Genomic DNA, 23,120 nt, shown 5'->3' on the forward strand with positions numbered 1-23,120 from the left:
GCTCCTGAAATCTTCTATAAAAATATTCCCAACTAGTCTAACACAAATAATGCAAAGAAAAAACCAACCTTTCGGCTGGTTCTTTATCTATTACTCTTCTTTCAACTTAGCCAATTCTTGGGCAAGTAACTTGAGGGCTACTTGTGGGTTGGCTTGGCCTTTGGTTGCTTTCATGAGGAAGCCGGTGAAGGCCTTGTCAGCGTTACGTTTACCTGACTTGAAGTCGGCTACGGCCGCTTCGTTGTCTGCAAAGACTTGGTGAATGATTGGGATCAAGACTTCAGGGTCCGAAATCTGTACCAAACCAGCTTTTTCGACGTATTCACGCGCACCGCCACCGTTTTTCGCCAAGTGAACGAAGACTTTCTTGGCAATCTTAGATGAAATGGTTCCATCTTCGATGATGGCAATCATTTCGACCAAGTTTTCTGGTGTCAATTGGATTTCTTCCAGCGTTTTGCCTTCTGCGTTCAAGAATTGCGCGACTTCACCTTGGAGCCAGTTAGACACTTGTTTGGCATCGCCACCAAGGGCTACGGCTGCTTCAAAGAAGTCTGAAGTAACTTTCGTAGCTGTCAATTGGTTGGCATCATAGTCAGACAAACCAAGCTCTGCCACGTAGCGAGCACGACGGTCTTTTGGAAACTCTGGCAACTCAGTACGCATTTCCTCAATCCACTCATCTGAGATTTCAAACAATGGAAGGTCTGGTTCTGGGAAGTAACGGTAATCCGCTGCTCCTTCTTTGACACGCATAAGGATAGTACTCTTATTAGCTTCATCATAACGGCGTGTTTCTTGACGAATGACACCACCTGAACGCAAGATTTTCGCTTGGCGTTGCACTTCGTATTCAAGACCTTTACGGACGTTTGAGAAGGAATTCAAGTTTTTCAACTCTGTCTTGGTACCAAATTCCTCTTGACCGTATGGGCGAAGGGAAATGTTGGCATCTACACGCATAGACCCTTCTTCCATCTTGACGTCTGAAATACCTGTGTACTGGATGACTTCTTTCAAAGCTGTCAAATAAGCGTAGGCTTCTTCTGGAGAACGCATATCTGCTTCAGATACGATTTCAATCAATGGTACCCCTTGACGGTTAAGGTCTACGTAAGAGAATCCATCTGTTCCGTGGGTGTTTTTACCGGCATCTTCTTCCAAGTGGGCACGTTCAATCCCAATTTTCTTAGTTGAGCCGTCTTCCAATTGCACTTCAATCCAACCGTTATATCCGATTGGCTCATCAAATTGCGAAATTTGGTAGGCCTTTGGATTATCAGGGTAGAAATAGTTCTTACGGTCAAAGTGCATATGCTGATGGATATCCATATTCAAGGCCAAGGCAGCCTTGATACCAGCATCCACAACACCCTTGTTCAAGACAGGAAGCACACCTGGGAAAGACCAGTCAATCACATTGGTATTGGCATTTTGCTCGTTCCCAAAGTGAGCAGAGGTTGGTGAGAAAATTTTTGAGTTTGTATTCAATTCAACGTGGACTTCAAGTCCGATGACTGTTTCAAAGTTCATTAATTGTCACCTCCGAAAATAAGGGGTTGTTGCTTGTGGTAATCCGTCGTTGCTTCAAAGGCAGCTGCAGCTTGGTAGATGGTTTCTTCAGAATACTTAGGACCGATCAACTGCAAACCAACTGGAAGACCTTGCGCAAAACCTGCAGGAATCGAAATCCCTGGAAGACCTGCCAAGTTAACTGGAATGGTCAAGAGGTCAGCCAAGTACATGGCAACCGGATCATGGTTGAGCGAATCCAAATCAAAGGCTACACTTGGAGCTGTTGGACCAAGGATAAGGTCATAATCCGCAAAAACTTTTTCGAAGTCTTGGATAATGAGAGTACGAACTTGACCAGCTTTCTTGTAGTAAGCATCGTAGTAACCAGATGACAAACTAAAGGTACCAAGCATGATACGGCGTTTAACCTCATCACCAAAGCCTTGGCTACGAGTGTTCACGTAGATATCATCCAAGTTTTTAGCATCTTCCGCACGGAAACCATAGCGAATACCGTCGAAACGTTGCAAGTTTGAAGAAGCTTCAGATGAAGCGATGATGTAGTAAACGGCAACCCCGTATTTAGAGTGTGGAAGGCTAACTTCTTCGACAGTTGCTCCCAATTTTTCAAAGTGTTTAGCCGCATTGAGGATGGTTTCTTTGACTTCTGGGTCAATCCCTTCACCGAGGTATTCCTTAGGAAGGGCAATCTTCATGCCTTTAATGTCTTGACCAATCTTAGAAGTAAAGTCTGCTACACGAACAGGTGCAGAAGTTGAATCCTTGGCATCTTCGCTGGCAATGACATTAAGCAATTGAGCATTTTCCTTAACCGTTGGTGAGAAAGTACCAATTTGGTCAAGTGAGCTACCAAAGGCAATGAGACCAAAACGTGAAACTGTTCCATAAGTAGGTTTGAGACCAACAATCCCGTTAAAAGCAGCTGGTTGACGGATAGAACCACCGGTATCTGAACCAAGGGACAAACGGACTTGCCCTGAAGCTACAGAAGCTGCTGAACCACTAGAAGATCCACCAGGCACCTTGCTATGGTCCCAAGCGTTTTTAGTCGCGCCATAGTAAGATGTTTCACCAGATCCACCCATGGCAAACTCATCCATGTTGGTCTTCCCGATGACAATCATATCTTTGGCTTTGGCATTGGCAACAGCTGTCGCATCAAAGATTGGCTCGTAGTTATAGAGCATTTTTGAAGCCGCAGTGGTCAAGATGCCATCTGTTGAGATATTGTCTTTGACAGCGAGTGGAATACCTGACAAGAGGTTGTCTGCATCGATTCCTTTTTCATCAATGGCCTTAGCTTGAGCGAGGGCAGCTTCTTCGGCCACCGTTACAAAGGCATTGACTGCTTCTTCACGCGCCTTGATATCGTCAAGCGTCGCTTGTGTCAATTCCGTTGCTGAAATTTCCTTAGAGACAAGGAGGTCGTGCAACTCTTCAATGGTTTTATTGTTGAATGACATTAGGCATCTCCTCCATCTTCTAGGATAGCTGGTACCTTGATGTAGTAGTTATCTTTTTCAGGTACATTTTTAAACAAGCGGTCACGGTCAGTCCCTTTTTCAGCAACATCCGGACGCAATACGGTCTTGCGGTCAGCCATGGTCGTTGTTGGGGCAACACCTGTTGTGTCCACTTCTTCCAACAATTCCACCATGTCGACAATTTTAGACAAGGTTGTCGCAAACTCAGCTGTCTCTTCTGGAGAGAATTTCAATTTTGAAAGATTGGCAACGTGGGTTACCTCTTCTTGCGTAATTTTCATCTTGCTTCCTTTCGTGAAATGATGATTTTTCAATACCTTCTATTTTACCATAATTTAGCCTATTTTGCTTGGAGGATAAAAAAACTGTAGTAACTTTTTTGTCACTACAGTTTACAGGGATAGACCTTTTTTAAAACACTTATCGTATGGCTATCAAGAGCTTTCTCCAAGCTTCTAGAATTTCAGGTTCCAAATACTGTTTTGCCAGGTCGTATGAGACTCGATGCATAGACTCAAGATCACTCTCTAAGGCAAATACAATTTTGTCCGCCATCTGAGAAACAAGCAGGTCCTCATCCATAGTCTCGCTATAAGGAACCAGATAGCCATTCTCACCATCTTTGATGAAGGTTGGATTGCCATAACGGGCATCAAAACCAACTAAGGCTAGACCTGCTCCCACCGCTTCCATCAGAGTCAAGCCAAAGGTCTCCCACTGAGAGGTGGTGACATAAAGTTCATACTGTGGGTAAACTTCATGCAAATCCGCATGACCCCGAAGTTGGATGAAGTCACCTGCCCCAAGAGTATCAATCAGATCTTGTAGATTCTCTTGCTCGCCACCTTTGCCGTAGATGTCAAAGTGAAGATTTGGCTCTTTTTCATGAGCAAGGGCGACTGCTCTTATAGCTAAATCCAAGCGTTTACGTGGGTCCAATCGCGAAGCCGTCATCAAACTAAGAGGCTTCCTCTGCTCCTCTGGAAAACTAAGGTTATCCAAATGTCCCACTGCTAGGTCATGAATACTAGCATCTGTTACACCTTGCTTTTTCAGGGTATTCTCTAAAACAGCCTTTTGTGCCTCCGTAGCTGTAATGAAGAAATCAAAACGTTGGGCGTACTTAAAGATGAAATAATACTCATAGTAGAGGTCGCCATTTTCAAACTCATGCTCTGAATGAAAAACGAAGCCTAACTTTGCAGGTGTATCCAATTCATAAATCGGTCGCATAAACTCCATCAAGGAGGCCCTATCCAGCAACAAGGTATCCGCAGTTGTCAGCGGAAGTCTTGCTAGAAAACGACGTATGACCTCTGTTTTTGTTACTAAAATCTCAGTTCCCAACCTATATAACCAGCTGGTCCCTTGCTTGAGTTCTTCAAAGGCGATGCGACCAGCTTTATTGTGATAACTTCTCCTGATGATAATGCCTTTTTCAAAGTATTCTGTGACTAATTTACTTGTTCCATACCACTCACGCTTTAAAAGCATACCATTGACGTGGTAATCCACATAGCGCACGCAGCCTTTTTGGTAAGGATCCATCTTAAAGACTAAAGAAGTGCCATCAGAACAGACATAAACAGAGTCTGTTTCGCTTTGACTCTTCAAGTCTAGACGTGTCAACTTAAATTTTTGTTGCAAGGCCCCCACTGTCAAGGATGGGATATGACTGTCTTGATCTGTAAAGATAAGATAGGCATGGAGGAGTTCCTCGTAGCGATGCCCTAAAGAAAGATAATAGTCAAATTTATAGGGTTGTGGCCAGGTCGTAAAGACAAACTTAGCAGGCTCATTTAATTCACGTAGCATCAAAGCCCTCGACGCCTGGGCCACGTCCACACCATTAGGCTCAAAGCCCACCAATAGGTTAAAGGTGTAAATTGTCATCTTCTTCCCCCTCCAATCTAGTAAAGAAAGCTAAGATTTCTTCTCTCTCGACGAGTTTCAAAACTTCTTTCTGACTTTCAAGAGCCTTAGGGTAAAACTCTGATTGTTGTAAGAGTTGTCGGAACCCCTGCCCTAGTTCCTCTAAGGATGTATAGACCGTTGGTAAGCCCTTATAGTAGGGACGATGAACCGTTGATTCTAAGCCATAAAGTAACTGCCCATTTTCAATCGCATCCAATGTTGCATCAGACACTTCATTTCCATAATTCAAGTCTAAATAAATGAAACATTTCCTTAGTAGCTCTTGGTATTTCTCCTGACGAATCCCTGGGTAAAGATGGACATTTCCCTTATCTTCGAGACAAGTCAATTTAGGTCCCATACTAGTCTGGGCTCCGATGTGAAAGTCAATATCCGGAAAAGCATCAACCAAGTCAGCTAGTCCCTCAATATTTTCAGAAGCAGTCATCACCATAGCCTGAGGCACAAAAGTCTGAGAACCTTCTTGTTTAGCACCAGCTAAATAAATCATGCCTGACCTACGTTCCTCTTGTGGATAATAATTAGTAATCAAAACATGATTCACTTGACTTTGAATAAACTCAAGACCATCATGACTGTCGGAGCAATAGACCAGACGATCAGCATTCAAGGTCTGCAAAATCGGGATTAGATTGGAATCCATACAGATGATAGGCTCATCTGACTTGAGGATTTGAGTCAGAACAGCCTTGGTCAACTCTTCCTTACCTGAGAAAATCCTATCTCTTCCTTCAAATCCCTGATCAATCAAGTACCCATCTTGAATATAGTGAAGCAAGGCCTCTTCTTGATTACGATTAAAGTAAATATCCATAATGCCTTGTCCCTGATCATCCAGAAGACGCTGTTTGGTACGCCAGCCATAGCGATTATAATCGTCTATCGCAAGAACTTTTTCCCCTTGTCCAAACCATTGGACTTGTTTGACCGTACGTTCCTTTATATTGTCACGAAAAATGACACTAGCACGACGGTCTTGACCATCAAAAATATAGGTCGTAATCCCCAAAGTCCACAATTCCCAATATAGAGGAACTGACAAATTGTTAAAAAAGAGTGGTTTCCCTTGATAATCTTCCTCAGAGGAGTAAATAAATGATGATGCTAAACTAATAGTGTCCTTATCAATATCCGTTTCGAAATTCGTGTAAAACACACGCGACTGAATACCAAAGGAGTCTAGTAATCTTCTCAGTTTTTCCGTTGCCTGACTGGGTTCTTGTGCAATAATGAGCATAGTTATCCTTTCTGACTAATCCAAGCTATAAATAGCTTAACCCTCGACCTTTATTGTTCCAAAAATCTCAAGTTAACCTGCGCCGTCTTATAGGTCTCAGTATCTTGAAGATTAGCTTCTTCCATTTTTTCAATTGCCCGCTTCAGACGTGTCTTATAAATATAACGGTGCCAGGTCAAATCATAGCCCAACATACCTAGTAAAGCTAGTTTTTCATTCTTGGCTTCCATCTCATCTAAGACACGTTTCTCAGTCCAGACCTGCGACAGCGTATCCTTACGACCCACTCGGTACCAGTAGATACATTTTTCAGTATGAACAACACGATTGGCCTTTAACAAGAGTTTGTACATAAGGAAATTATCTTCGACATTCTTCCCGATAGGAAAACGAAGGTCCTCAAATAAGGAGATTTTGTAGAGTTTCATCATAGCACATGCCCAGGCCATATCTCTTGTCTCTTGGATGGCATCCTGATCTATAATGTCTCTCCCCTCATAAAGGGTTTCAGAATAATCATTCTCCGTTACCTTAATCAAAAACTTACTGGTACTCTCGTTGAACAAGTTATAGTTGGCAATAGAAACATCTGCCTCATACTTCTTAAGCTGAGTGTACAAGGTCTCCACATAATCCTCTGTTACCCAATCATCTGGGTCTACAAAAGTGATGTAATCACCTGTGGCTAGGTCAATCCCTGTATTTCGGGCTGCAGATAGGCCACCATTAACTTGTCGCACATAGCGAATACGCGAATCTCGCTTGAAAAATTCCTTGCAAATCTCCTCTGACTTATCAGGCGAACCATCATTGACAAGAATGATTTCAAGATTTGGATAAGTCTGATTCACTATCGTTTCCAAACACTGCTTTAAATAAGCTTCCACATTATAAATGGGAATAACAATACTAACTACTTCTTTATTTTCCATGGTCTATCTCTCAATCGTATCTATATAATCTCGAACAGCCTTTACCATTTGATCTACTTGGTCATTCTTGAACACTTGATTTTGCCCAGTTTGGTCGTGATTTGTTCCTTCAAAAGAGAAAATCGGAAGCCCCAACTGATGAATCGTTTCTGTGATATGATCAACCTCGTCAAATGGGTTGATATCCAAATAGAAATCTATTTTTTCTAAGACCTTTCGACTAGTCAAGGGATCAAAGGATGGATAAAGAATAAGGTTTGGATACTGCTCCAACTTCACCAAATTAAACCCGAAATGAGAATGAGCCAAAACATGAAAAGCTACATCTGGAAGAGCCTGCAGCAAATGTTCCAATTCAAAGATGTCTGCAGTATTAGTATAAATCGCCGTATGGTAAGGAAAATCACCTACCATATCACTAAAGCTAAGCTTTAAGGATGGCTTTCTCAATAAGATTTCTTCCCAAGATAGGGCATAATAAAACCACCAAATATCCCTAAAACGATTGAAGCGTTTGGACGTCCAAGGCTTATTGTGGGAAGTATAATGAATAACCGCTGGTACCCCTTTAAAAGCATCATACCATTCCAAATCCCCATAACCATACTGGTCCTTATCAGAACCCACTTGGAGATTATAGGTCCATGGGAGTTGATACCAAGCATCCTTGAAATAAAGATTCAAGATTCCTTGATCCCCATAAACATTTTGATGATGCTCTTTAGTCAAGTCAAAAAGAGACTCTGTCACCTCGTGTTGTCGCCACCAATCGGTATCAATAACCATCAAACCAGCGTTAAAACCATCTGTTGTCGTCGGACGGTCCACCACCGCTCCAATACCAAATCCGCCAAGATCCACTTCAAAAAGTGGTGACAAATCCTGCGTAAAAATCATATCGCAATCCAAATAGAGAACACAATTTTCTTGAACAAACTCAGGTATTGCATAACGGAAAAAAGTCGCATAATGAATATGCGTACTTGGAAGCGAAAATTGTTTAAAGCTTTCGGCAGACACACGACAATTGAGAATTTCAGAATCAATAGCCTCTAGACGACGATTCATCAGCGTAAACCATTCTGTTGGTAAATTCTCATTTAGCACATAAATTTTCCACTGCCCTTTATGTGTACACAAAGATTTAAGAGCCACCTCTAACTTTTCCATATAGGATAGCTCTGCTACAAATACAACTGATTTTTTACCCATGTTTTCTTCCTCTCAAACTCTAATAAGAATATCATTTTTTAGAAAACATTACAATTTCTATCCCTTACAAAAAAAGCCAACCCTAAGGCTGACTTTAATTGGAGATCAATTTTCTTTTAGTGCTCGTTAAATGCGTAAAATAGAATTCAAACTAGCACATGGCTTAAAACAGCGAACACCTCTAAACTCATAGACTATTCTACAGAGGCACCGTTACTTGCGATAACTTCTTTGTACCAGTTAAATGATTTCTTCTTAGAGCGTTTAAGGCTACCATTACCATCGTTGTCACGGTCCACATAGATGAAGCCATAACGTTTCTTCATTTCACCAGTTCCAGCAGAAACAAGGTCGATACAGCCCCATGTTGTGTAGCCCCAAAGCTCTACACCATCTTCAATGATAGCATCACGCATGGCCTTGATGTGGGCTACCAAGTAGTCGATACGATAATCATCTTCGACATAACCATTTTCATCTGGTGTATCCACAGCACCGAGACCATTTTCAACAATAAACATCGGTTTTTGGTAACGATCCCAAATGGCGTTAAGGGTAATACGAAGACCTAGTGGGTCAATTTGCCAGCCCCACTCTGAAGCTTCCAAATATGGATTTTTAATAGAGGCAAAGATATTTCCTGCTGTCTTTTCATTAACTTCTGGATCACCTGAAGCCACACGACTTGCATAGTAAGAGAAGGAGATAAAATCTACAGTATGCTCTTTAAGAAGGGCCAAATCTTCTTCAGTCATCTCAATCTCAATGCCATCACGTTCCCACTGCTTCTTAGCATAATTTGGATACTCTCCACGAGCCTGAACATCAATAAAGAAATAGCTACTACGATCTTCTTGCATGGCTGCCCAGTAATCACGTGGGTGGGCTGTATTTGGATAATATTGACCTGCTGCCAACATACAACCGACCTTATTTTCAGGGTCAATCTCATGGGCCAACTTCGTCGCCATAGCTGAAGCTACCAACTCATGGTGAGCTGCTTGGTATTTAACCTGTTCCTCATTCTCACCCTCTTCAAAGCAGAGTCCTGCTCCCATAAATGGTGCATGGAGAATCATATTGATTTCATTGAATGTGAGCCAGTACTTAACCAAACCTTTATAACGTGTGAAAAGGGTACGGCAAAAATTTTCATAGAAGCCAAGCATCTTACGGTTACGCCAGCCGCCATACTCGGTAATCAAGTGCATGGGACAATCAAAGTGTGTAATCGTTACCAAAGGTTCAATACCATACTTGTGACATTCTTTGAAGAGATCCTCGTAAAAGGCAAGCCCAGCTTCATTTGGCTCAGCCTCATCCCCCTTAGGAAAAATACGTGACCAAGCAATAGAGAGACGATAGGTCTTAAAGCCCATTTCACCAAAGAGAGCAATATCTTCCTTGTAACGATGGTACATATCGATACTTTCCTTGGCTGGATAAAAATAGCCATCCTCAAAATCAAACATCTTACGACGTCCGGTGATAATTGAAAGGCGATCCTCACCAATTGGTACCACGTCAACATTGGCTAAACCACGCCCATCAGCATCATAGGCACCCTCACATTGATTGGCTGCTGTCGCCCCACCCCACAAAAATCCATCAGGAAAAGTCATTTTTTTGGTCATTGTTCTACCTCTTATGATTCAAGATTATTTCAGTAATAGTATATACTAACATGGAATCGTTTTCTTATAGTAAACTACGAAAAACTGATACTATCCTATGATTGTAGACAAAAAACGAGAGTAGGACAGATTCCCACTCTCGATTATAATTCTTATTACTCCACAATTGTTGCCCCAAGAACATTTTTAAAATGTCCAATAGCAAAGTCATGAGCTTCAGGCGTCAAGGAGGCTGTTGCACTCTCTACCACCTCGATATCATAGCCCAAATTATAAGCATCAATGGCCGTATGTAACACACAAATATCTGTTAAAACTCCCGTCAAAACAACTGTCGTCACACGACGCTCACGTAAACGAATATCTAAATCCGTTCCGGAAAAGGCTGAATAGTGTCGCTTGTCCATCCAAAAGACACGATGGTCGTCCTTGATGTTATCATATACACCAGATAACTTACCATAAAGTTCTCGCCCAGATGTCCCTGCAATATTGTGAGGTGGAAATAGTTTAGTCTCAGGATGGAAGGTATCTCCTTCATCATGTCGATCCATGGCAACAAAGATATAATCCCCATTGTCATAGGCTTCTTGAGTTACCTGAGCAATACGATCTTCAATGGCTTGGGCAGGCTTACCAGCCGTCAACTTCCCATCATCTGCCACAAAATCATAAGAGTAATCAATTGATATCAATGCCTTTGTCATGCTAATTTCTCCTTTTAAAAAAGTGGGGCAGGTCCTCCTACCTCACTCTCTTTAAGTATTCTTCTTATTCGTATTCTTTCAATTTGTCGTAGATACCTTCGTTAAGGACTTTAAGATAAGTCCCTTTCATACCGAGTGAACGGCTCTCAATAATACCAGCTGATTCCAACTTACGAAGGGCATTAACGATAACAGAACGAGTGATTCCGATACGGTCCGCGATAACAGAGGCTGTCAAACGACCTTCTAAACCGTCCAACTCATTCAAGATAGCTGAAACCGCCTTGATTTCTGAGTAAGACAAGGTATTAATAGCCATATTAATAGCTGTTTGTTTACGAATGGTTTCTTCCAAGTTTTCTGTTTGAAGGTTCAACAACTGCAACCCAACTACCGTAGAGGCTATCTCAACCAAGATAAGATCTTCATCCACAAAATCATGATCGTTACGCCAAATGATGAAAGAACCAAGACGCATACCACCACCATAGATAGGGGCAATTGTAGTCAAACCATCTGGGAAGTCATCTTTTGATTCCACAGGGAAAATGGTCAAGTCACTGTCAATACCAATATTTTCTTGAGTGTCATAAACACGGCTGATACCACGTGTGTACTCTTCTGGAAGTTGTTTGGCTTCAAAAAACTCTTCCACACGATCATTGTTGGTTTTGTACTTCATGGCAAAACCAAGGAGAGCACCACCACCATTAACGATAGCAGCGTTACAATCAATGATATCCGCCAATTGAGCAGCCATGTTGTTGTATGGAAGATCTCCTTCCAAGCTATCTACTGAGCGTTGCAAGATAGATGTAATTTTACGTGTTTTAGCCAGCAAATTTGCCATATTTATTGTCTTCACTTTCTATTGTAATCATAATAATATCAAGCCTTGTACTAATCTTCTGCGTCAAGACCTACTAGCCCTATCATTATAGCACACTTAACCCAGAAATTGCAAACAATTGTCTGAAAATTATTTATTATTCTACTATTCATTATATTAAGTATATTATGGCATTTTTAGGAAAAATGTTCGGATCTTGCTCAAATACATCCCCTTTTTAGAGACAATAAAAACTGGACAAGCCTTTTTGTCCAGTTTTTTAAGAAATTAACGCTTGTAATATGACAAGACTCGTTCGATTTTGTTACCGAGATCAGCCAACTCTTCCACACGAGGAAGGTAGACAATACGGAAGTGATCTGGTTCATTCCAGTTAAAGCCTTTACCTGGAACTAGGAGAACCTTCTCCTTCTTCAAGAGACGAAGACAGAATTCTTCATCATCTTCAATATCATACATGTTACGGTCAATCTTAGGGAAGATATAAAGACCTGCATCTGGCTTAACAGCTGAAAGCCCTGGAATAGCGTTTACGGTATTCGTGATAAACTCACGTTGTTCATAGATACGCCCACCAGGGATCAAGAGTTCATCCACGGATTGGTAGCCACCAAGTGAAGTCTGAATAACGTGCTGAGAGAGCACATTAGCACAAAGACGCATGTTGGCCAACATATTAAGCCCTTCAATATAGCCTTTGACATTCTTTTTAGGTCCAGAGAGAACCATCCAACCTACACGGAAACCACAGATACGGTGAGACTTAGAAAGACCATTCATAGACACACAGAAAACATCTGGTGCAAGACTCGCAATCGCAGTATGCTTTTTACCATCCATAACCAAGCGGTCATAAATCTCATCCGCAAAGATAATCAAATCATTTTGTCGAGCAATATCTACAATCTGTTCAAGGACATCCTTAGGATAGAGTGAACCTGTAGGATTATTAGGATTGATGACTACAATTGCCTTAGTATTTGACGTAATTTTTGATTTGATATCATCAATATCTGGATACCAGTTAGATTTTTCATCACAAACATAGTGTACGGCATTACCGCCTGCTAGACTGACACAAGCTGTCCAAAGAGGATAGTCTGGCATTGGGACCAAGACCTCATCTCCATCATCAAGCAAGGCCTGCATAGACATGGAAATCATTTCTGAGACACCATTACCAATATAAATATCATCAATATCTACATTTGGGAATCCCTTTAGCTGGCAATACTGCATAATCGCCTTACGAGCTGAGAAAATCCCCTTACTATCCGAATAACCTTCACTGTTACGAACATTCATAATTAAATCACGAATGACTTCATCCGGTGCTGTAAAGCCAAATTCCGCAGGATTTCCTGTATTAAGACGAAGAATCTTTTCACCATTGGCAATCATACGGTTGGCTTCATCCAAAACTGGTCCACGAATATCATAGGCAACGTGATCCAACTTTGATGATTTATCAAATGTTTTCATAAGTTAATCCTTTCAAAAGATACTAAAAGCAGATACATCTAGCAGAAAATAAGAAAATTCAACACCTGATGGGGATTTCCACTTTTATTGACACCAACTTTAGGCTTGGCCACTTGGTATCATTTCTGAAGACTTGTCTTCCTCTTTTTTAATTATCATGTTTCTTACGAAGCTAATAACAGATTGTATTATACCTCTTTTTCAAGCAATCTTCAATTTTTAGATAATACTGAAATCTTCACATTACTAAGAGCGTCCTAAAGTAAGCAGTCAAAAAAAGATTTCAGAAAATCTATAACAACGCTTTCATTTTTTAGATTAAAGGAGTATAATAAAGCTAAAGATAGGAGGTAGAGCTTATGTCTCAACAATATGAACGTATTATGGTAGCTATCGACGGTTCTTACGAATCAGAACTGGCCTTTATTAAAGGTGTGCACGTTGCAAAACGTAATAATGCTCAGTTACTATTGGTACACGTTATCGATACACGCGCCCTTCAAAGCGTTGCGACTTTCGACTCTTACATCTATGAAAAACTAGAAGACGAAGCTAAAGCTGTTTTGGCTGACTTTGAACGCCAAGCCAGAGAAGCTGGTTTAACCAAGATTCGCAAAGTTATTGAGTTCGGTAATCCTAAGAGCCTCTTGGCTGTTGATATCCCTGATAAGGAAAATGTTGACCTTATTATGGTTGGTGCCACAGGTCTCAATACTTTTGAACGCTTGCTTATTGGTTCATCTTCTGAATACATTCTCCGTCACGCAAAAGTTGACTTGCTCATTGTTCGTGACTCTGAAAAAACACTTTAGTCACCTCTCACAATGATATGATACCTCTTAAGTAGACAAGGTAAATACCTAAAATCTACTTAAGAGGTATTTTTATGTCTAGAAGAGAAAGATTAACCCCATACGAGAAAGAACAAGCTTGTCTCGATTATATTAATGGTAATCGTTCCAGATCTGAAATATGTAACTGTCTCCATATTTCCACAAGGACGATTCAAGATTGGGCTGCTATCTATAAAAAATATGGGATTTTAGGATTCACAAAGAAAACAAAAAATCGTTCCTATTCAAAAGAGTTTAAAATAGAACTTGTAGAAAAATGTATTAGTGGTGAGGCTTCATCTATTGATTTAGGCCAGCAGTATGATATTTCTTCAGGACTTTTAAGAAAGTGGATTAGGATGTATAATGCCAATATAGAACTTAAGGATTACAATCCACAACGGGAGGTCTATATGGCAAAAGCAAGACGTAAAACCACTATTGATGAACGCAAAGAGATTGTTGACTATTGTATTGAACACAATCGTAATTATAAGGAAACGGCGGTGCTTTATGATGTTTCTTATAGCCAAGTATACTCGTGGGTAAAGAAGTATGATAGTGGTGGCGAAAAAGGTTTAATTGACAAAAGGGGGCATCACAAAATAGATGATGAGCTTGATGAATTAGAGCGTTTACGAAGAGAAAATGTGCGCTTAAAACGTCAGTTAGAAGAAAAGGATATGGCTGTTGAACTCTTAAAAAAAGTGAAAGAATTCGGAAGGATGTGAGGCTAGGCAAACAGCGCCACGAATCAAAATACTTAGCGATTGAAGACTTCAACACAAATAAAGGGTGGAGCATTAGCTGGATGTGTCATCAGCTCGGCATTACGAGGTCTGCATTTTATAAATGGAAACATAGAATAGTCCCAGAACAAGAACAATTAAACAGCGAAATTGCGGAATTAATTAAAGAATATGACGAACGTTTTTCACATATCTTGGGATACCGAAGAATGACCGATTGGATCAATCATTTCAATCATACGAATTACTCAAGAAAGAGAATTCACCGAATTATGAAGATACTCGATATTCACGCCCTTATCCGTAAGAAAAGGAAAAAATACAAGACTGCCAAGCCTGAAGAAACTGCAGAAAATAAGTTAGCAAGAAACTTCTATACAACTGCTCCGAACAAAAAATGGGTAACAGATGTTACAGAGTTTAAGATTCCTAACTCTCATAAGAAACTCTATCTTAGTGCCATACTTGATTTATATGACCGCTATCCTATTGCTTTTGTCATAAGTCGTCGAAATGACAATCGGCTGGTTTTCAAAACATTTGACAAAGCCATTGAAAAAAATCCCGCAGCGAAGCCTATATTTCACAGCGATAGAGGGTTTCAATATACCAATAAGAACTTTCAAAAAAAGCTGAAAGATACTGATATGATTCAATCCATGTCAAGAGTAGGCCATTGTATTGATAACGGACCAATAGAAGGTTTTTGGGGAATTATAAAATCGGAAATGTATCAGATGTATGAGATTTCAGATGAGGCCTCCCTCCGATATGCCATCAAAGACTATATCCGATTTTACTGTCAAGAGCGTCCACAAAGTAGGTATGACTGTAAAACACCTTTGGCAGTAAGAAACGCTGCCTTAACATCAGAACATCCTTTGTCATACCCAATCGCTAAGAATAACAAAATTGAAAAGTACAAGTCTAAGTGGTCTGCATAAAAAAACAGCCGTACATTTATTTTGTACGACTGACTTTCAAAAACAGACACTTTTTTAGATATTTAACCTGTCTACTTGACAGGGGGCATATCACAAGCACCTCTGGTGCTTTTCTCATATGAAAAAGAACCGAGATTTTAACTCTCAGTTCTTTTTTCTGTTCTATTCTTCAGACTTTGCTGATTCAGACATCACTTCTGACTCTGAAGTTGACTGGCTTTCTTCGGCCAAGTCTTCACTAGCAGATTGACTTGAGGCACCTGCTTGCTCCAAAGCAAGACTAGTTGAAAGGCTCTCACGCTCTGCTTCCTGACTAAGGCTAGCTTCAACAATCATGAGTTCCTTTTGACGTTCTGTTTCACGAAGATATTCACGTTCTTCAAGTTCTTCCTGACGACGTCTTTCCTGCTCACGTCTTTGGGCTTTTTGACGCTCACGCTTAGCATGACGTTTTTGCGTCTCATCAATCAAGACCTTAGTATTGTCTTTAATATGCATCCACTTAATAAGACGAACCAAGAGTCTCCATAGGAAAACAATAATTGACTCTGCAAAGAGAAGAATCTCAACCAGAATAACTCCCAACAAGCTCCAAGCCATGAAGAGTGTAATCAATAACTGTGTGAAAATCTTCTTCAAGTCACCCAAATGATTATTGTGAATATTAAGGGTCTCAAGGAAAAGATCTAAAATCCCCTGCAAGAGGTGTGATTTAACAGATTTGTCTCCCTCTAGGCTCAAGTCCGTTTGGACTTCTGCCGGAGTAACAACTGTCAAGTCCCCATCCTGATAGACATCTATACGGTCTCCTAATTTTATATCAAAATCAAAAAGCGTGCGATCTATTTTCTTAAGTCGCCCGTCAGGATGACTGAGATAAACAAAGTCATCATCAAATTTTAAAATACGAAACATAATTTACCTACTCTTTATTGCTCCCTAAATAATAGCAAAGTTAAAAAGCTCTTGTCAAGAGCTTCTTTTTCAATCCAAGGTTTTAACACCGATACGATTTTTATACTCTTGATACGTTTCAGTGTGCATGAGAGCTTTGGCATTTTTAACCCGATCTGCCGTTGGTGGTTTGACCCCTTCCAAAGGATATGGAATACCGAGCTCACGCCATTTGAACTCACCCATTGTATGATAGGGAAGAATTTCAAATTTATCGACATTTTTCAAGGTTTTTACAAACTCACCAAGCTTAACCAAGTGTTCGTCAAAGTCTGTCAAACCAGGTACCAAGACATGGCGAATCCAGACTGGAACTTGTTTATCAGACAGATATTGAGCAAATTCCAAAATATTCTTATTAGGTTGACGGGTCACAAACTTGTGTTGTTCGGGATCAATCTCTTTGATGTCAAGTAGGACCAAGTCAGTAACAGCCAAAAGTTTGTCAACAACTTCATGATACTCAGGAGTATTGCGGTAAGCAAACCCACAAGTATCAAGCGTACAATGAATCCCTAGCTTTTTAGCCTCTGTAAAGAGGGCAGTGACAAAATCAATCTGAAGCATGGCCTCACCACCTGATACAGTGATACCACCATGCTCACCCCAGAAATGACGGAAACGAAGAGCCTCATCTAAGACATCTTCAACTGTACGTTCAACAGCCTTATTTGACTCCATAGCCCAAGTATCTGGGTTATGACAATATTGGCAACGCATCTTACAGCCTTGCATGAAAACAATAAAACGGATACCAGGACCATCTACGGATCCAAAACTTTCGGTTGAATGAACAAGTCCAGTCACCTGACTGTAATCAATTTCTGCCATGGCAGCCTCCTTGAAAACGCTTTTTACATGTTTTTATTATACCTCTTTTATCAGAAACATGCTCCATATCTGCCTGAATTCAGGCAAAGGTTATACTATAATACATCTGAAATTAAGGAATATCTATACTATACCAGAAGAAAAACAAAAAAACTGGAAAAATCCAGTCTTTTATCATCTATATTACTAGGCACGTTTCTTAAGCCCCAAAAAGGCTGCAGCAGCAAGGAAGAATGTTCCTACCATTGTCAAGATTACTGTTGATGCTTCACCAGTCTTAGGAAGTGTAACTTCCTTACCTTTAGCATCTTTACCAGTCAATGTACCGTCAGCGTTCACTTTGAATCCTACTGTTTCAGGAGCAACAACACTTGTTGTACCATCAGTGTTAGCGATAACAATTTGGCTATTTTGTGTAGACACAATTGTTTGGCCAGCTGCAGTGATAACTGGAGCTGTCGGTGTTACAGTAACAACAGGTTGTCCATTAACATTCACTGCTGGAGTTTCAGGGTTTTGAGGTGCTTCGCTTGTCCCTTTATCAGTTGCTGAAGCTGGGTCTTCCGGCTTATCGGCTGGTTTCTCAGTTGGTTTATCAGCTGGTTTTGTAGATGAATCAGCTGTTGGAGCCGGTGTCGCAGGTGTTTCTGGAGTTGCTGGTGTTGTTGGTTCAGCTGGTACTTCAGGAACTGTAGGTGTTGGTGTTGTTGGCGTTGCCGCACCTGTGTTTGAATCATTGCTACGAGCCAAGTCTCCATCACTTGGGGCTGTTGAAGGACCAGTTACTGCACGATCTGTCGTTGGTTGTGTAAGAACAGCATCATTTGTCGCAATACCATCGTCCGCAAAAGAAGTTACTGGCACAAAAGCTCCTAGGGTAAGGGTGAGTAAAAGCAAGCTACTATAAATAGATTTTTTAGAAGCCATTAAGATTCTCCTTTTTTTCATTTATCAGTTAATTTATATTCTACCATAAAAAAGTAATAAAAGACTGTTTTAATTAAAATCTTATTTATTTTTATTCTAAATCTATCAATACGCTAAAATATGTTAGAGTACCTCCAAGATTATAGTTCTTTTTCTGACAAAGTCTAGCAGTTTGGGCAGGTAAAAAAGGCTTTATAACGTACTTTATAGACATTTTCTAATCTTATTATTTTGATAAGCGGATATTCCAAGATAGATAAGAAAAAGCACTTTCACTCATAATGAGAGAAAGTGCCTAATTAGTAGATAGTCGCTTTTGAGTTCCAACATTTTCTAATAAAAACTTGAAAAAAACTATTCTTCTGCTTCTTCTGGAGCTGCCGTGATGATTACCTTAAGTTTGGTTACGCGACCATCCTTAACCTTATCATTAATAAATTCGAGGTGTTTGTCCTTGTTGATAACTGAATAGTGTTCCTTGACTTCTTGAGTGGGAATTGCTCCTACACCAGTCAAATAATAGCCTGCGATAGTATCAACATCATCACTTTCAAGCTCTGTGTCAAAGTGTTCATTGAAGTCATTAAGAGTCATAGCCCCCTCAACAATATAGGTATTCTCTCCTATTTCACGAACTTCCACACTGGCTTTATCTGTTTCGTCATCAATTTCACCGACGATTTCTTCCAAAAGATCCTCGAAGGTCACCAGACCAGCCACACCACCATATTCATCAAGCAAGATAGCCATTTGATTGTTGGTGTTACGAAAGGCTGTCAAGAGGTCATCTACGAAGATAGTCTCTGGAACAAAGAGAGGTTCGTTCATGATTCGACGAAGTTTGATATTTTCAAAACCAAGTTCAAAACCTGCTTTTAGAAGGTTTTTAGTATGAATGACACCGATAATCTTATCCTTGTCATCCTCGTAAACAGGGATACGAGAGAAACTTTCCTTGAGAATAGCTTGGATATTTTCTTGAGTATTGTCTTCGATATCAATCATGAAAGCATCGGTACGAGGGACCATAACCTCACGTGCCATCAATTCATCAAGAGAGAAAATCCCCTGGAGCATTTCAATTTCTTCAGCCTCAAGTGTATCTTCACTCTTGGCCAACATGTACTCAATCTCATCCCGAGTCATCTGCTCATCCGCATCATCAAAGGTCATAGGCGTCAAATGAGACACAAGATTTGTCGATGCTGAAAGAATCCAAACAAAGGGACTAACAATCTTACCAGTAACAATAATAACTGGTGCTGAGTAGATGGCTAGATTTTCCTTGAGGTTCATAGCAATACGTTTAGGATAAAGTTCCCCAAAAACAATCGAGATATAGGTCAAGACAACCAATGAAATCATGCTACCTGCTGTCTTAGCCCAGGCTGCATGACCAAACCAAGTCGCTATCACTGCACCTAGTGAAGCGGAGAGACTAGCCCCTTGTAAGAGACTGATAAAGGTAATACCAACTTGAATGGTTGATAAGAAGTTATTTGGATTTTCAAGAACCTTGAGCAGGCGAATAAATTTCTTGTCGCCTTCTTCAGCCTTTTGTTCCACACGTGAACGGTTTAGTGATACTAAAGCCATCTCTGATGCTGAGAAAAAGGCCGTAAGCAAGGTTAATATTAGTAATAAAATAGATTGAAATAATAAGGACTGACCACTGGAGTCTTCCATTTTTTCTTCTCCTCTAAAAAAATTCTGACTTCCATTATATCACAATTTCCCAATATAGGTTCCTATTTTATGCTATAATTAGAGTAATTTATCATCGAAGGAGAGACTTATGTCACTTATACGCTTAGAAAATGTCAGCTTGGCTCGACAAGGAAAAACACTCTTGTCTAATCTTGACTGGACAGTTGAAAAAGGACAAACCTGGGCTATCCTGGGACTTAACGGTGCTGGAAAATCAACCCTTCTACGTTTGTTGACAGCTGAATTCTTCCCTTCTGAGGGAAAGGCTGAGATACTAGGCTACACCTTTGGGAATGGAGACATCACAGGTCTTCGTCAACATATCGGTATCGTCAGCTCCTTCATCACTGAGCGTTTGCCTAAGCATATGACTGCTGAAAAAATCGTCCTTACTGGTAAATACAAGAGCTCAATCCTCTACAAGGCATATGGGGATAAGGAGTTACAAGAAGCCAAGGACATGCTTACCTCACTTGGTGCTGGAGATTTGATAGGTCGTAAATACCATGGCCTGTCTCAAGGAGAAAAACAAATTTGTTTGATTGCTCGCAGTCTCATGGAAGATCCTGACATCATTATCCTTGACGAAGCGACTGTTGGCTTGGACCTATTTGCCCGCGAAAAACTCTTACGTCAGATTGACCGTATCACCTCGCTTCCACATGCTCCACTGGTTCTTTACGTCACCCACCACGCTGAAGAGATTACTGAAAAAATGGACCACATTCTCCTACTCCGTCAGGGAAGAATCGTGGCACAAGGACCAAAAAACGATATTATCACACCGGAAGTTCTAGCTGACTTCTACCAAAATCCTGTTCAAATTATCCCAATTGACGACCATCGTTTTTACATTAACCCTCTTCTATAAAAATCGCTCAAAGAAACAAGTCCCCCAGATAATGTCTAGGGGACTTGTTCTTTTATCACTACTCCTCTTTTATTTTCGATACGCCATACAAAATTAAGGCTGGAACGATAAGCTGTTCTATAGAACCATATGAAACAATGAATAGCCCAGCAACTACATATAGACGGTTTTTGTTAGCGGTGCTTATAGCTCTTGGAAGCATCATAGTAGGAATAATAATTAATGGAGTCATCATAATGAAGTACATAAACCAACCAATACCTGCTAAGGGATTAGATTCGTCTATAGGATAGTAAATGACAGAACTTAAATTAACAACTAAATCCCTAAGCGCTAAAATAAAAGCGGTCCAAAGCCAAGGAGAATGAAGAATTTGAGGATTGAGTTGTCTTTGGCTCTCCGCATAATCATAAATCTTACGCTTTTCAATGACTGGCTTAGTCTTTTTCTCCACCAACAGATCATCTTCTCTAACCTCAAAGCCATACTTCTGCTGCCATTTTTCAACTAATGTTGAAGTGTTTCCGTTTGTGCGGTAGACAAGATAAGATGAAACTACCAGGAGAAAAAGAGAGACGTCAGTAATGATATGGTCAACCAAGAAACCATAAAACAGCTCAAGCAAACTAATGACTATGAGAAGGATTGAAGAGATTCTTAATTTCTTTTGGTTTTCTTCAGTCATCAATATAAGGAGTAGGAAGATACTTGCACACTCTAATATTGGATACAGTATGTAAGTAAGACTACTTAAATCATCTAAATCAATATTTATATAGTGTGTGCTCCATACCACAGCAACCATCCCTAATCCAAGAGGTGGAACAGAGGACTGCCAAGCTAATGGGCTTTTAAAGGAAACTAAGAGAGTTGGAAGCTCTGCCTTCATAATCATAATAACAAGCCAAGCTAAACAAATTACAGTTAAAACTGGTGAAACCAACCAGGGCTTAAAAATGGAAGCCGGTATGATGAAATAGGTAACTAGCTGACAAATATGGAAGGCAAGCACAGCTAAGACGCCCTCAGCTTTACGCTTGTCCTTCAAAAGCCTAAAAACAAACCATACTAAAACGACTTGCTGTGGAAATTGAGAACTTAGTACAGATACAGAATTGAGCGTTTCATACTCAAAATGCAAACCATAAGACCTAAGCATAGAAAGAGCTAACAATACTTCAAAAAAGATAAGTATATAATACCAAGTTTTTCTGAACATACAACCACCCCGCCTTTCATTTAATCATAGAGAAAACATCTTCCAATATCATTATACTCCTTTTTATGTAAGCGTTTTACCTTTGCAGTAAAATATTTTCACTTTTCTTTACTTGATAACAAAACAATCCTTTTTGACCGAATAGATTCTAGAATGAACCATATAGACAAATGATATTGTCCGTAAGTTAACCTTTTGATAACTTAGTAGGTGTTAAAGCAAAATATCTTTCAGATATAGAAAACGAGGTAAAAACATGACTAAAGTAATAGGTATTGGATTAATCGGTACAGCAGTAACAGTTATCACTTACAGTATTCTCGGCTTCCCAAAAATGGAGGTGTCCCTTTGGCCACTCTTTCCAGTCGCTCTTTTTGCTTTCTTTGCAATAGAAAATCTTATCAAAAAAGATTATAAATCTAGTCTCATGAGTACTTTGATTGGTTTAATGATTGCTAATGCAATCTATGACTTGCTCCCTATCTCAAACAGTATCCTGATTGTTGCAGGAATCCTAACATGCCTAGGACTGGGCTTTCTTTTTCCAAACCACGATAATGAGAAAGGAACAAATTAAAAAAACGAGGAATCCGTTTATGTAAAAACAGATTTCTCGTTATTTTTTCCACTTATAGTCTTACTATTAGCACTTATCTATTTTGAACGTCTGTGACGCCCTTTATAAACGAAGCTTGTCAAACCAAGTCCTACAAAAATCATACCTAGCATACCAACTTTAGAGTTTGTATCTCCTGTTTTTGGTAAATCGTGACTTGTCAATTTTCCATCGGCTTCCGATTTAATCCCTGCATTACGTGTTTGTGTAGAGGAATAAGTGACAGAATTCATGGAATGAATGTCTTTTGAAGGCACTAGACTAGTAGCAGGTGTTGTACTAACTGCAGGTGCTTCACTTGTTGCTGGCGTTGTGCTAACAGCTGGAGCTTCACTAGTAGCTGGCGCTGTGCTGACCGCAGGTGCTTCACTTGTTGCTGGCGTTGTGCTGACCGCAGGTGCTTCACTTGTTGCTGACGTTGTGCTGACCGCAGGTGCTTCACTAGTAGCAGGCGTTGTGC

The 23,120-nt window shown here is 40.2% G+C and carries 22 protein-coding genes; 5 read left to right on the plus strand and 17 right to left on the minus strand.

Going from position 1 to position 23,120, the window contains the following annotated elements; translation table 11 throughout:
• Positions 1-90 precede the first annotated feature (90 nt).
• The 11 genes from gatB to HMPREF2637_RS04085 form a co-directional block, all read right to left on the minus strand.
• Entirely contained in the window at positions 91-1,533 is a 1,443-nt protein-coding gene (gene gatB, locus HMPREF2637_RS04035; protein WP_014713787.1) for an Asp-tRNA(Asn)/Glu-tRNA(Gln) amidotransferase subunit GatB, read from the minus strand.
• Positions 1,533-2,999 carry an Asp-tRNA(Asn)/Glu-tRNA(Gln) amidotransferase subunit GatA gene (gene gatA / locus HMPREF2637_RS04040; RefSeq protein WP_064523870.1) on the minus strand — a complete coding sequence of 489 codons (1,467 nt, stop codon included), beginning with the start codon at positions 2,997-2,999 and terminating at the stop codon, positions 1,533-1,535. The genes gatB and gatA overlap by 1 nt, the downstream gene beginning before the upstream one ends.
• Positions 2,999-3,301, minus strand: a complete 303-nt coding sequence (gene gatC / locus HMPREF2637_RS04045; RefSeq protein ID WP_002884769.1) for an Asp-tRNA(Asn)/Glu-tRNA(Gln) amidotransferase subunit GatC — start codon at positions 3,299-3,301, stop codon at positions 2,999-3,001. The genes gatA and gatC overlap by 1 nt, the downstream gene beginning before the upstream one ends.
• Positions 3,302-3,440: 139 nt before the next feature.
• The gene (locus HMPREF2637_RS04050; protein ID WP_064523872.1) at positions 3,441-4,913 is read right to left on the minus strand and encodes a glycosyltransferase; all 1,473 of its coding nucleotides are present in this window, start codon (positions 4,911-4,913) and stop codon (positions 3,441-3,443) included.
• Positions 4,894-6,192, minus strand: a complete 1,299-nt coding sequence (locus tag HMPREF2637_RS04055) for a glycosyltransferase family protein (protein WP_064523873.1) — start codon at positions 6,190-6,192, stop codon at positions 4,894-4,896. The genes HMPREF2637_RS04050 and HMPREF2637_RS04055 overlap by 20 nt, the downstream gene beginning before the upstream one ends.
• Positions 6,193-6,242: 50 nt before the next feature.
• The gene (locus HMPREF2637_RS04060) at positions 6,243-7,124 is read right to left on the minus strand and encodes a glycosyltransferase family 2 protein (protein WP_064523875.1); all 882 of its coding nucleotides are present in this window, start codon (positions 7,122-7,124) and stop codon (positions 6,243-6,245) included.
• 3 nt (positions 7,125-7,127) lie between these two features.
• On the minus strand, positions 7,128-8,336 hold the full coding sequence (locus HMPREF2637_RS04065) for a glycosyltransferase (RefSeq protein WP_064523878.1): 1,209 nt from the start codon (positions 8,334-8,336) through the stop codon (positions 7,128-7,130).
• A 194-nt stretch (positions 8,337-8,530) separates the two neighbouring features.
• Complete coding sequence (locus HMPREF2637_RS04070; RefSeq protein WP_064523884.1) at positions 8,531-9,970, minus strand: 6-phospho-beta-glucosidase; 1,440 nt, start codon at positions 9,968-9,970, stop codon at positions 8,531-8,533.
• A gap of 155 nt (positions 9,971-10,125) precedes the next feature.
• Positions 10,126-10,677, minus strand: coding sequence for a cysteine hydrolase family protein (locus tag HMPREF2637_RS04075; protein WP_064523886.1), 552 nt, complete (start codon positions 10,675-10,677; stop codon positions 10,126-10,128).
• Between the two features lie 64 nt (positions 10,678-10,741).
• Positions 10,742-11,527 carry a GTP-sensing pleiotropic transcriptional regulator CodY gene (gene codY, locus HMPREF2637_RS04080; protein ID WP_002884784.1) on the minus strand — a complete coding sequence of 262 codons (786 nt, stop codon included), beginning with the start codon at positions 11,525-11,527 and terminating at the stop codon, positions 10,742-10,744.
• A 267-nt stretch (positions 11,528-11,794) separates the two neighbouring features.
• A complete protein-coding gene (locus HMPREF2637_RS04085; protein WP_002884715.1) occupies positions 11,795-13,009 on the minus strand; it encodes a pyridoxal phosphate-dependent aminotransferase in 1,215 nt (404 codons plus the stop codon).
• Between the two features lie 359 nt (positions 13,010-13,368).
• On the opposite strand from HMPREF2637_RS04085, the gene HMPREF2637_RS04090 reads away from it, so the two are divergent.
• The 3 genes from HMPREF2637_RS04090 to HMPREF2637_RS11265 all read left to right on the plus strand — a co-directional run bounded on the left by HMPREF2637_RS04090 (position 13,369) and on the right by HMPREF2637_RS11265 (position 15,535).
• On the plus strand, positions 13,369-13,821 hold the full coding sequence (locus HMPREF2637_RS04090; RefSeq protein WP_002891687.1) for a universal stress protein: 453 nt from the start codon (positions 13,369-13,371) through the stop codon (positions 13,819-13,821).
• Positions 13,822-13,895: 74 nt separating this feature from the next.
• Positions 13,896-14,573 carry a helix-turn-helix domain-containing protein gene (locus tag HMPREF2637_RS04095; RefSeq protein WP_064523888.1) on the plus strand — a complete coding sequence of 226 codons (678 nt, stop codon included), beginning with the start codon at positions 13,896-13,898 and terminating at the stop codon, positions 14,571-14,573.
• Positions 14,570-15,535 carry an IS3 family transposase gene (locus tag HMPREF2637_RS11265; RefSeq protein WP_064523890.1) on the plus strand — a complete coding sequence of 322 codons (966 nt, stop codon included), beginning with the start codon at positions 14,570-14,572 and terminating at the stop codon, positions 15,533-15,535. Before HMPREF2637_RS04095 ends, HMPREF2637_RS11265 begins: the two co-directional genes overlap by 4 nt.
• 162 nt (positions 15,536-15,697) lie before the next feature.
• Here the strand turns inward: HMPREF2637_RS11265 and HMPREF2637_RS04105 are convergent, their stop codons facing one another.
• The 4 genes from HMPREF2637_RS04105 to HMPREF2637_RS04120 form a co-directional block, all read right to left on the minus strand.
• Positions 15,698-16,450 (minus strand): hypothetical protein, encoded by a 753-nt coding sequence (locus HMPREF2637_RS04105; RefSeq protein WP_070839156.1) that lies wholly within the window; start codon positions 16,448-16,450, stop codon positions 15,698-15,700.
• 69 nt (positions 16,451-16,519) lie between these two features.
• Positions 16,520-17,320 carry a pyruvate formate-lyase-activating protein gene (pflA, locus tag HMPREF2637_RS04110; protein ID WP_021143691.1) on the minus strand — a complete coding sequence of 267 codons (801 nt, stop codon included), beginning with the start codon at positions 17,318-17,320 and terminating at the stop codon, positions 16,520-16,522.
• Between the two features lie 186 nt (positions 17,321-17,506).
• Positions 17,507-18,247, minus strand: coding sequence for an LPXTG cell wall anchor domain-containing protein (locus HMPREF2637_RS04115; RefSeq protein WP_037602472.1), 741 nt, complete (start codon positions 18,245-18,247; stop codon positions 17,507-17,509).
• A gap of 354 nt (positions 18,248-18,601) precedes the next feature.
• Positions 18,602-19,933, minus strand: coding sequence for a hemolysin family protein (locus HMPREF2637_RS04120; RefSeq protein ID WP_070839159.1), 1,332 nt, complete (start codon positions 19,931-19,933; stop codon positions 18,602-18,604).
• Positions 19,934-20,042: 109 nt separating this feature from the next.
• Between HMPREF2637_RS04120 and HMPREF2637_RS04125 the strand changes: the two genes are divergently transcribed.
• Positions 20,043-20,825, plus strand: a complete 783-nt coding sequence (locus HMPREF2637_RS04125; protein WP_070839162.1) for an ABC transporter ATP-binding protein — start codon at positions 20,043-20,045, stop codon at positions 20,823-20,825.
• 58 nt (positions 20,826-20,883) lie between these two features.
• On the opposite strand, the gene HMPREF2637_RS04130 is transcribed toward HMPREF2637_RS04125, so the two are convergent.
• A complete protein-coding gene (locus tag HMPREF2637_RS04130; RefSeq protein WP_070839165.1) occupies positions 20,884-22,044 on the minus strand; it encodes a hypothetical protein in 1,161 nt (386 codons plus the stop codon).
• 256 nt (positions 22,045-22,300) lie between these two features.
• On the opposite strand from HMPREF2637_RS04130, the gene HMPREF2637_RS04135 reads away from it, so the two are divergent.
• Positions 22,301-22,621, plus strand: a complete 321-nt coding sequence (locus HMPREF2637_RS04135) for a hypothetical protein (protein ID WP_070839168.1) — start codon at positions 22,301-22,303, stop codon at positions 22,619-22,621.
• Positions 22,622-22,698: 77 nt separating this feature from the next.
• On the opposite strand, the gene HMPREF2637_RS11270 is transcribed toward HMPREF2637_RS04135, so the two are convergent.
• On the minus strand, positions 22,699-23,120 hold a 422-nt coding region (locus HMPREF2637_RS11270; RefSeq protein WP_176745611.1), incomplete at its 5' end, for an LPXTG cell wall anchor domain-containing protein.

The organism is Streptococcus sp. HMSC065H07 (assembly GCF_001837325.1).
GTDB lineage: Bacteria > Bacillota > Bacilli > Lactobacillales > Streptococcaceae > Streptococcus > Streptococcus salivarius_H.